The organism is Paenarthrobacter sp. CM16 (assembly GCF_013179505.1).
Classification (GTDB): domain Bacteria; phylum Actinomycetota; class Actinomycetes; order Actinomycetales; family Micrococcaceae; genus Arthrobacter.
In genome coordinates this window covers 1-6,390 of the sequence record NZ_JABMCX010000271.1, presented here as the reverse complement: position 1 = coordinate 6,390, position 6,390 = coordinate 1, and the positions used below count along the sequence as shown (strand labels likewise).

The window sequence follows — 6,390 nt, the reverse complement described above, 5'->3', positions numbered from 1 at the left end:
GTCGAGGGAAGCAATGGACGAGGCCCGGAACAGGTTCCTCATACCCACGTTGTTGTAGCTGAGCAGCGTCATGTGGGTATACGAGCCACCACCGGAAACGTCATCCTTGCGCTGGCTTTCGTCTCCCCAGCGAACACGCTCTTTGTCGCCGCGGGCGGTTCCGGGGGTGACATAGGCTTCGACGCCGATGATCGGCTTGATGCCCTTATCGGTGGCCTTGCGCCAGAAGTCGAACGCACCGAACAGATAGCCGTGGTCCGTGGTGGCCAGGGCCGGCATCCCGAGACGTTCGGTTTCATCGAACAGCTCACCCAGACGGGCCGCTCCATCCAGCATGGAGTACTCGGTATGGGTGTGCAGGTGGACAAACGAATCATTGCTGGAAGTCACCACGACAGTCTACCGTCGGTCAGCGGGGCCCGGGCCCTGGCGGAGGTTCCTTAGGCTGAACCTGTGGCGAGGAGATCCAGGGCGTACTGAAGGTCCGCTGGATACTCGCTGCTCACTTCCACCCATTCACCGGTGCCGGGGTGCGTGAATCCTAGCTGACGTGCGTGAAGCCACTGCCTGGTCAATCCCAGGGTCGCTGCCAGACGGGGGTCCGCGCCGTACGTGAGATCTCCCGCACATGGATGACGCAAAGCCGAGAAGTGGACGCGGATCTGGTGGGTCCGGCCGGTCTCCAGGTGTACTTCCACCAAGGTTGCCTTGCCGAAGGCTTCCAACACCTCATAGTGGGTCACTGAAGGACGTCCATCCTCGATCACCGCGAACCGCCAGTCGTGGCCGGGGTGGCGCCCGATAGGCGCGTCAATGGTGCCCTCCAGGGGATCAGGCAGGCCTTGGACCACGGCGTGGTAGACCTTCTCCACCGTGCGCTCCTTGAAAGCGCGTTTGAGCACGGTGTAAGCATGCTCGGTCTTGGCCACCACCATGACCCCCGATGTCCCGACGTCGAGCCGGTGGACGATTCCGGCGCGCTCAGGTGCGCCGGATGTGGAGATCCTGTACCCGGCACCGGCAAGGCCGCCCACCACAGTAGGTCCCACCCAGCCAGGTGAGGGATGGGCCGCGACCCCTACCGGTTTATCGATGACAACGAATTCGTCGTCGTCCAACAGGATCTTCAGGCCTTCCACAACTTCCTCCACCACTTCCAAGGGGTCCCTACGATCAGGGACGGTGACATCCAGCACCGAGCCGGCGGCGAGCTTGGCCGACTTGCCTACCGCAACGCCGCCTACAGTCACATTTCCTTCGGCAATCAGCAGCGCCGCAGCCGACCGCGAGATGTCAAGCAGCTGGGCCAGGCCTGCATCCGCCCTGACCCCCGCCAGGTCCTCGGGCACCACGACCGAGCTACTCACCGGCAGGCTCCCCTGCGGGACCGCCGGCCGGTTTGGCTTCATTGGCGCCTTTGGACCCGTCGGCAGGTTTGGGAGCGGACGTCTGGCGAGTCCCATCCATCCCGATGCCGCGAAGCGTCAGAAGGCAGATGATGACAACCCCGGACACCACGGCTGAGTCTGCAATGTTGAAAATCGCGAAGTTGGGAAGCTGGATGAAGTCCACCACATGTCCCATGGCAAATGAGGGTTCCCGGAACAATCGGTCAGTGAGGTTGCCCAGCGCTCCGCCGAGCAGCAGGCCAAGCGACAGAGCCCACCACGCCGAGCCCAACTTTCGCAACTGAAAGAGAATCGCCACGGAAACAACCGCCATCACAATCGTGAAGATCCACGTGACGTTCTCGCCGATGGAGAAGGCAGCACCCGAGTTCCGGATGTAGTACCAGTGCAGCAAGGGAGGGAACACCGGGATCCGCTCCCCCTCCGTCATGGTGCTGGTTACCCAAAGCTTGGTGAGCTGATCAAAGGCGTAGGCGAACACGGCAAAGCCGGCAAACAGCCAAAGCATGGCCGGGCGCCATGCGCGGCGGGCGGAGGGCGCCGGCTGAGGGGCGTCATCGGTGAAGTCGGTCATAGTGCTTTCATTCGGGAAGCGTGGCGGGCACTGTCATGGTCTTTAACAGCAAAAGCCGGTGGCCGAGGAGTCCTCAGCCACCGGCTTTCAGAATACTTGCTAAACGTCTGCGGTTGCTTCGCCGACCTCAGGGGCAGCGACGGAACCACGGGCGTCCAGGTCGCGCAGCTGGCCTTCGATGTAGGCCTTCAGGCGTGAACGGTAATCGCGCTCGAAGCCACGGAGCTGCTCAACCTTGCGCTCAAGGACGGAGCGCTGCTGCTCCAGTGCACCGAGGATCTTGCGGGACTTCTCCTGGGCATCGTTGACGAGGCTGGAAGCCTCGATCTGAGCCTCGGCAATGATCTTTTCCTTCTGCTGCGCACCGTCGGAAACGTGCTTGTCGTGCATCTGCTGGGCCATGGCCAGCAGCCCTGCAGCAGATTCCGCGGAAGGGGTGACGGTGTTGTTCGCAGCGGGAGCCTTTGCAGCGGCAGCAGCGGCTGCAGCCTGCTCGGCTTCCTTCTTCTTGGCAGCTTCAGCAGCCTTGGCTTCGGCTTCCGCCTTGGCCTCAGCTTCTTTGTCGACCTTGACGGGGGCCGGAACCTTCTCAACCACCGGAGCCGCAGCAGCTGCAGCAGGCACTGCCGAACCGGCTTCGCCGAGCTTCTTTCGAAGTTCGTCATTTTCCTGGTTCAAGCGGCGAAGTTCCACCACGATCTCGTCGAGGAAGTCATCTACCTCGTCCTGGTCGTAGCCTTCGCGGAACTTGGTCGGCTGAAAGCGCTTGTTGACAACGTCTTCTGGCGTCAAAGCCATCTGGTCACCTCGTTGGTCTAGTTAGTCAGTAGGCCTTCCGGCCGTTCAAAACTACGGTACCTAAATATCATCTGGTTCCTCCAATTCAACACCATCGTGTTGATTTGGAGAATTTGCGGCCTTTGAACCATCGGTGGTCCGGGTTCCGCGAAGCAGCTACGCCAGGCTGCTGGTTACCGCCATAGCAATACTGACGGCAATAATCAGGATCAGGAAGCCCAAATCCAAGGAAATTCCGCCCAACTGGAGGGGCGGTATCAGCCTTCGGAGCCTCCCCAGCGGAGGATCCGTAACGGAGTAGACCACATGCGCTGTAACCAACGCCACACCCCGCGGCCGCCACTGGCGGGCAAACATCTGGACCCATTCGAAGATGAGCCGGATGATCAGGGCAATGAAGAACAGCAACAACACAATATAGATAAGGCCGAAAACAATGCCCACGAGTTAGCTCAGATCTCCCACTTGTTCCGGAATGCGGATCGGTCCCTACTATTGCAACACAGATGCCAGGCAGGTTGACCCGCCTGGCATCCGCAAAAGATCGTTGTTAGCTCTGGTTGAAGAAGCTGGCCTGGGTTTCGCTGGCCTTCTTGTCATCTCCGATGACCTCGACATATGACGGTGACAACAGGAAAACCTTGTTGGTGACCCTCTCGATGCTGCCGTGGAGGCCGAACACCAAGCCGGCGGAGAAGTCCACGAGGCGCTTGGCATCGGCTTCACCCATGTCGGTGACGTTCATGATGACCGGAATGCCATCCCTGAAGCTCTCACCGATGACTTTTGCGTCATTGTAGGAACGGGGATGAACGGTGGTGATCTGCCTCAGGCCAGAGGCATCTTCGCGGCTGGAGGCCGCACGCTTGATGGGTGTCACGGGTGCGCGGTATTCCTCTTCGGCATCTACAGTGGGCATTTCACGGACAACTTCCCGGACGGGAGCAGGCGCCCGGCGCTCTTCCCGTTCCTGTGCCTGGGGGCGGTCTTCGTCGTGGTGCGAGGCGACGGCCTGCTCAGATTCGTAGTGTTCATCGCCGTCGGCGAGCCCAAGATAGATCATTGTCTTGCGCAGAGCGCCAGCCATGGTGCACTCCTATCGTTTCTGCAGTAGGCGGGCCGCCATGACGTGACAAATTGGAACCCCGGCCCGTCATTCCAATACTTTGACGCTACCCCACGGCCGGACGGGAACCGAGAATATCGGAGCCAATTCTCAGGTGTGTCGCCCCGAACTTCACAGCTGCCTCAAGGTCCTGGCTCATCCCTGCGGAAATACCGGTTGCGGTTGGATGCTTGGCCCTGAGGGCCTCGGAAATGCCGGCAAGTTTTTCAAATGCAGCCTCAGGATCAGCCCCCAGCGGGGCGACAGCCATGAGCCCCGACAACTGGAGACCGGGAGCCGACTCAATCCTCCCGGCAATGACCTCGACGTCGGAGGGGCTGGCACCACCTCGGTGGGATCCGGCGTCGTCATCCAAACCAACCTGGATGAAGCAGTCGAGGTCGCTGCGTCCGGTAGCATCCTGTTCCCGCGCAATGGCCTTGGCCAAGGCGTCAACAAGCTGGAGCCTGTCGATCGACTGTACGGAGGAAGCATATTTGGCGACCGACTTGGCCTTATTGCTTTGAAGCTGCCCGATGAAATGCCACTGAAGGGCGATGTCGGCCAGGTCGGCGCTCTTGGCGGCCGCTTCCTGATCGCGGTTTTCTCCGACGTCGGTCACGCCCAAGGCGGCCAAGCGACGGACGTCGGCGGCAGGGTGGAACTTGGTCACCACAATCAGCCGTGGCAGCTCAGTCCGCCCGGAAGCATCTATAGCTGTTTCAATCCGGCGCCGGACCGCCCCAAGCCGCTGTGCGAGCTCTGCAGTCCGGGCATCGCCCGGAGCCGCGGGCTGTTCGTCGTCGCGACCAAGGCTAATCATGCGTCCACACCAAACCTGCAAATCGACCCGTCCGGGACTCCCGGCGGTATGAAAAAAGTGAGTTGTTCTCCAGCGTGCACTCTCCCGAGTACTCCACGGTGACATCCAAGCCTGCCAACTGTGCCCTGACGCCGGCCGGAAGATTCAGTGCCGGCGTGCCCCAGGAGGTGGCTGACCAGGTAGCAGGAACCAGGGCGGCGACTTCATCGCGCAATTCCCCGGGAACCTCGTAACAAGATCCGCAGATCGACGGGCCCAGCCACGCGCGGATGTCCACTGCGCCGTGCTTGCGCATTTCTTCAACGGTTGCGGGTACCACGGCGGAAGCCACACCGGGCCGGCCCGCGTGCGCCACAGCGATCACGGGTTCGTTATCGGCACCGTTCCCCACGAAGACCACGGGCACGCAGTCAGCCACCATGACAGCCAATGGCTGTGCAGCAGCGTTGGAAACGGTGACCGCTGAAACCATGGCATCAGCGGTGGGTCCTGGCCCGTAGGTGTCGATGAACTCCACAGTCTTGCCGTGGACCTGTTCCATGTATTGGAACCTGCCGGACTCAAGCCCGGCAGCCTGTTCCACACGAACGCGACGAGCCAGGACCTCAGTGGGGTTGTCCTCCACATGGAGAGCCAGGTTCCCGGCGCCTGTATCCGTGAAGGCTACAGAAACGCCGGGACGAACTTCATTCCGCCACCAGAACACCAGGAACTGACTCTCCGAACGTGGCCTACTTCAGGAAGTCGGGGACGTCGAGGTCGTCCGAGCGGCTGCCCGAAAGATCAGGCTCCACTACGGCAGGGAGATCGACGTCGAAGCCGGAGTCGGCCGGGAGGGCCGACGGACGCTGCTGGCCCCAGTTGCTCAAGCCTGCGGCGCCAATTCCCGCCGTTGCGTGCTGTGGAGCAGCGGCGCTGGACGGGGCACTGCTCGGCGCAGCGGGACGATCGGAAGGAACGGGGTTCTGAGCGGGACGCGACTGATCCATGGAAGGAGAGGTCGCTTTCACGTCATCAAAGCCTGCGGCGATCACGGTCACGCGGGCTTCATCTCCCAAGGCGTCGTCAATGACTGCACCGAAGATGATGTTCGCTTCGGGGTGGGCCACTTCCTGAACCAGGCGGGCGGCCTCGTTGATTTCGAAGAGGCCCAGGTCCGATCCACCCTGGATGGACAGCAGGACGCCGTGGGCACCGTCAATGGACGCTTCAAGGAGCGGGGAAGCAATGGCCAGTTCCGCAGCCTTGACAGCGCGGTCCTCGCCCCGGGCGGATCCAATACCCATCAGGGCTGAGCCTGCACCCTGCATGACGGACTTGACGTCTGCGAAGTCGAGGTTGATCAGGCCGGGGGTGGTGATGAGGTCCGTGATCCCCTGGACACCGGAGAGGAGCACCTGGTCCGCTGAACGGAAGGCGTCCAGGACGGAGACGTTGCGATCACTGATGGACAGGAGGCGATCGTTGGGGATGACGATCAGGGTGTCGACTTCATCGCGCAGGGCGTCGATGCCGGCCTCTGCCGAACCTGCACGACGGCGTCCCTCGAAGGTGAACGGGCGGGTTACCACACCGATGGTCAGCGCGCCCAGCGACCGGGCGATGCGTGCCACCACGGGGGCGCCACCTGTTCCGGTGCCACCGCCTTCGCCTGCGGTAACGAAGACCATGTCAGCACCGC

At 61.9% G+C, this 6,390-nt stretch carries 9 protein-coding genes; all 9 read right to left on the bottom strand.

The genetic code is table 11. The features are described from left to right. Positions 1-390 (bottom strand): PHP domain-containing protein (locus HP499_RS19205; protein WP_172325761.1); only part of this gene is annotated, 390 nt, incomplete at its 3' end. Positions 391-440: 50 nt separating this feature from the next. Beyond that, entirely contained in the window at positions 441-1,367 is a 927-nt protein-coding gene (locus tag HP499_RS19200; protein WP_172325760.1) for an RluA family pseudouridine synthase, read from the bottom strand. Continuing rightward, positions 1,360-1,983, bottom strand: a complete 624-nt coding sequence (gene lspA, locus HP499_RS19195) for a signal peptidase II (RefSeq protein WP_172325759.1) — start codon at positions 1,981-1,983, stop codon at positions 1,360-1,362. The genes HP499_RS19200 and lspA overlap by 8 nt, the downstream gene beginning before the upstream one ends. A 99-nt stretch (positions 1,984-2,082) precedes the next feature. After that, complete coding sequence (locus tag HP499_RS19190) at positions 2,083-2,781, bottom strand: DivIVA domain-containing protein (RefSeq protein ID WP_172325758.1); 699 nt, start codon at positions 2,779-2,781, stop codon at positions 2,083-2,085. 156 nt (positions 2,782-2,937) lie between these two features. After that, on the bottom strand, positions 2,938-3,225 hold the full coding sequence (locus tag HP499_RS19185; RefSeq protein WP_017200850.1) for a YggT family protein: 288 nt from the start codon (positions 3,223-3,225) through the stop codon (positions 2,938-2,940). Between the two features lie 106 nt (positions 3,226-3,331). After that, entirely contained in the window at positions 3,332-3,868 is a 537-nt protein-coding gene (locus HP499_RS19180) for a cell division protein SepF (RefSeq protein ID WP_172325757.1), read from the bottom strand. Positions 3,869-3,953: 85 nt separating this feature from the next. Then, on the bottom strand, positions 3,954-4,709 hold the full coding sequence (locus HP499_RS19175) for a YggS family pyridoxal phosphate-dependent enzyme (RefSeq protein WP_172325756.1): 756 nt from the start codon (positions 4,707-4,709) through the stop codon (positions 3,954-3,956). After that, complete coding sequence (locus HP499_RS19170) at positions 4,702-5,415, bottom strand: polyphenol oxidase family protein (protein WP_172325755.1); 714 nt, start codon at positions 5,413-5,415, stop codon at positions 4,702-4,704. Before HP499_RS19170 ends, HP499_RS19175 begins: the two co-directional genes overlap by 8 nt. Before the next feature lie 25 nt (positions 5,416-5,440). After that, positions 5,441-6,390: cell division protein FtsZ (locus HP499_RS19165; protein WP_172325754.1), on the bottom strand; the 950-nt coding region annotated here is incomplete at its 5' end.

Bases quoted from the DNA above. Each gene is read 5' to 3' on its own strand.
- lspA (WP_172325759.1), bottom strand. From the start codon at position 1,983: ATGACCGACTTCACCGATGACGCCCCTCAGCCGGCGCCCTCCGCCCGC.
- HP499_RS19190 (WP_172325758.1), bottom strand. From the start codon at position 2,781: ATGGCTTTGACGCCAGAAGACGTTGTCAACAAGCGCTTTCAGCCGACC.
- HP499_RS19180 (WP_172325757.1), bottom strand. From the start codon at position 3,868: ATGGCTGGCGCTCTGCGCAAGACAATGATCTATCTTGGGCTCGCCGAC.
- HP499_RS19175 (WP_172325756.1), bottom strand. From the start codon at position 4,709: ATGATTAGCCTTGGTCGCGACGACGAACAGCCCGCGGCTCCGGGCGAT.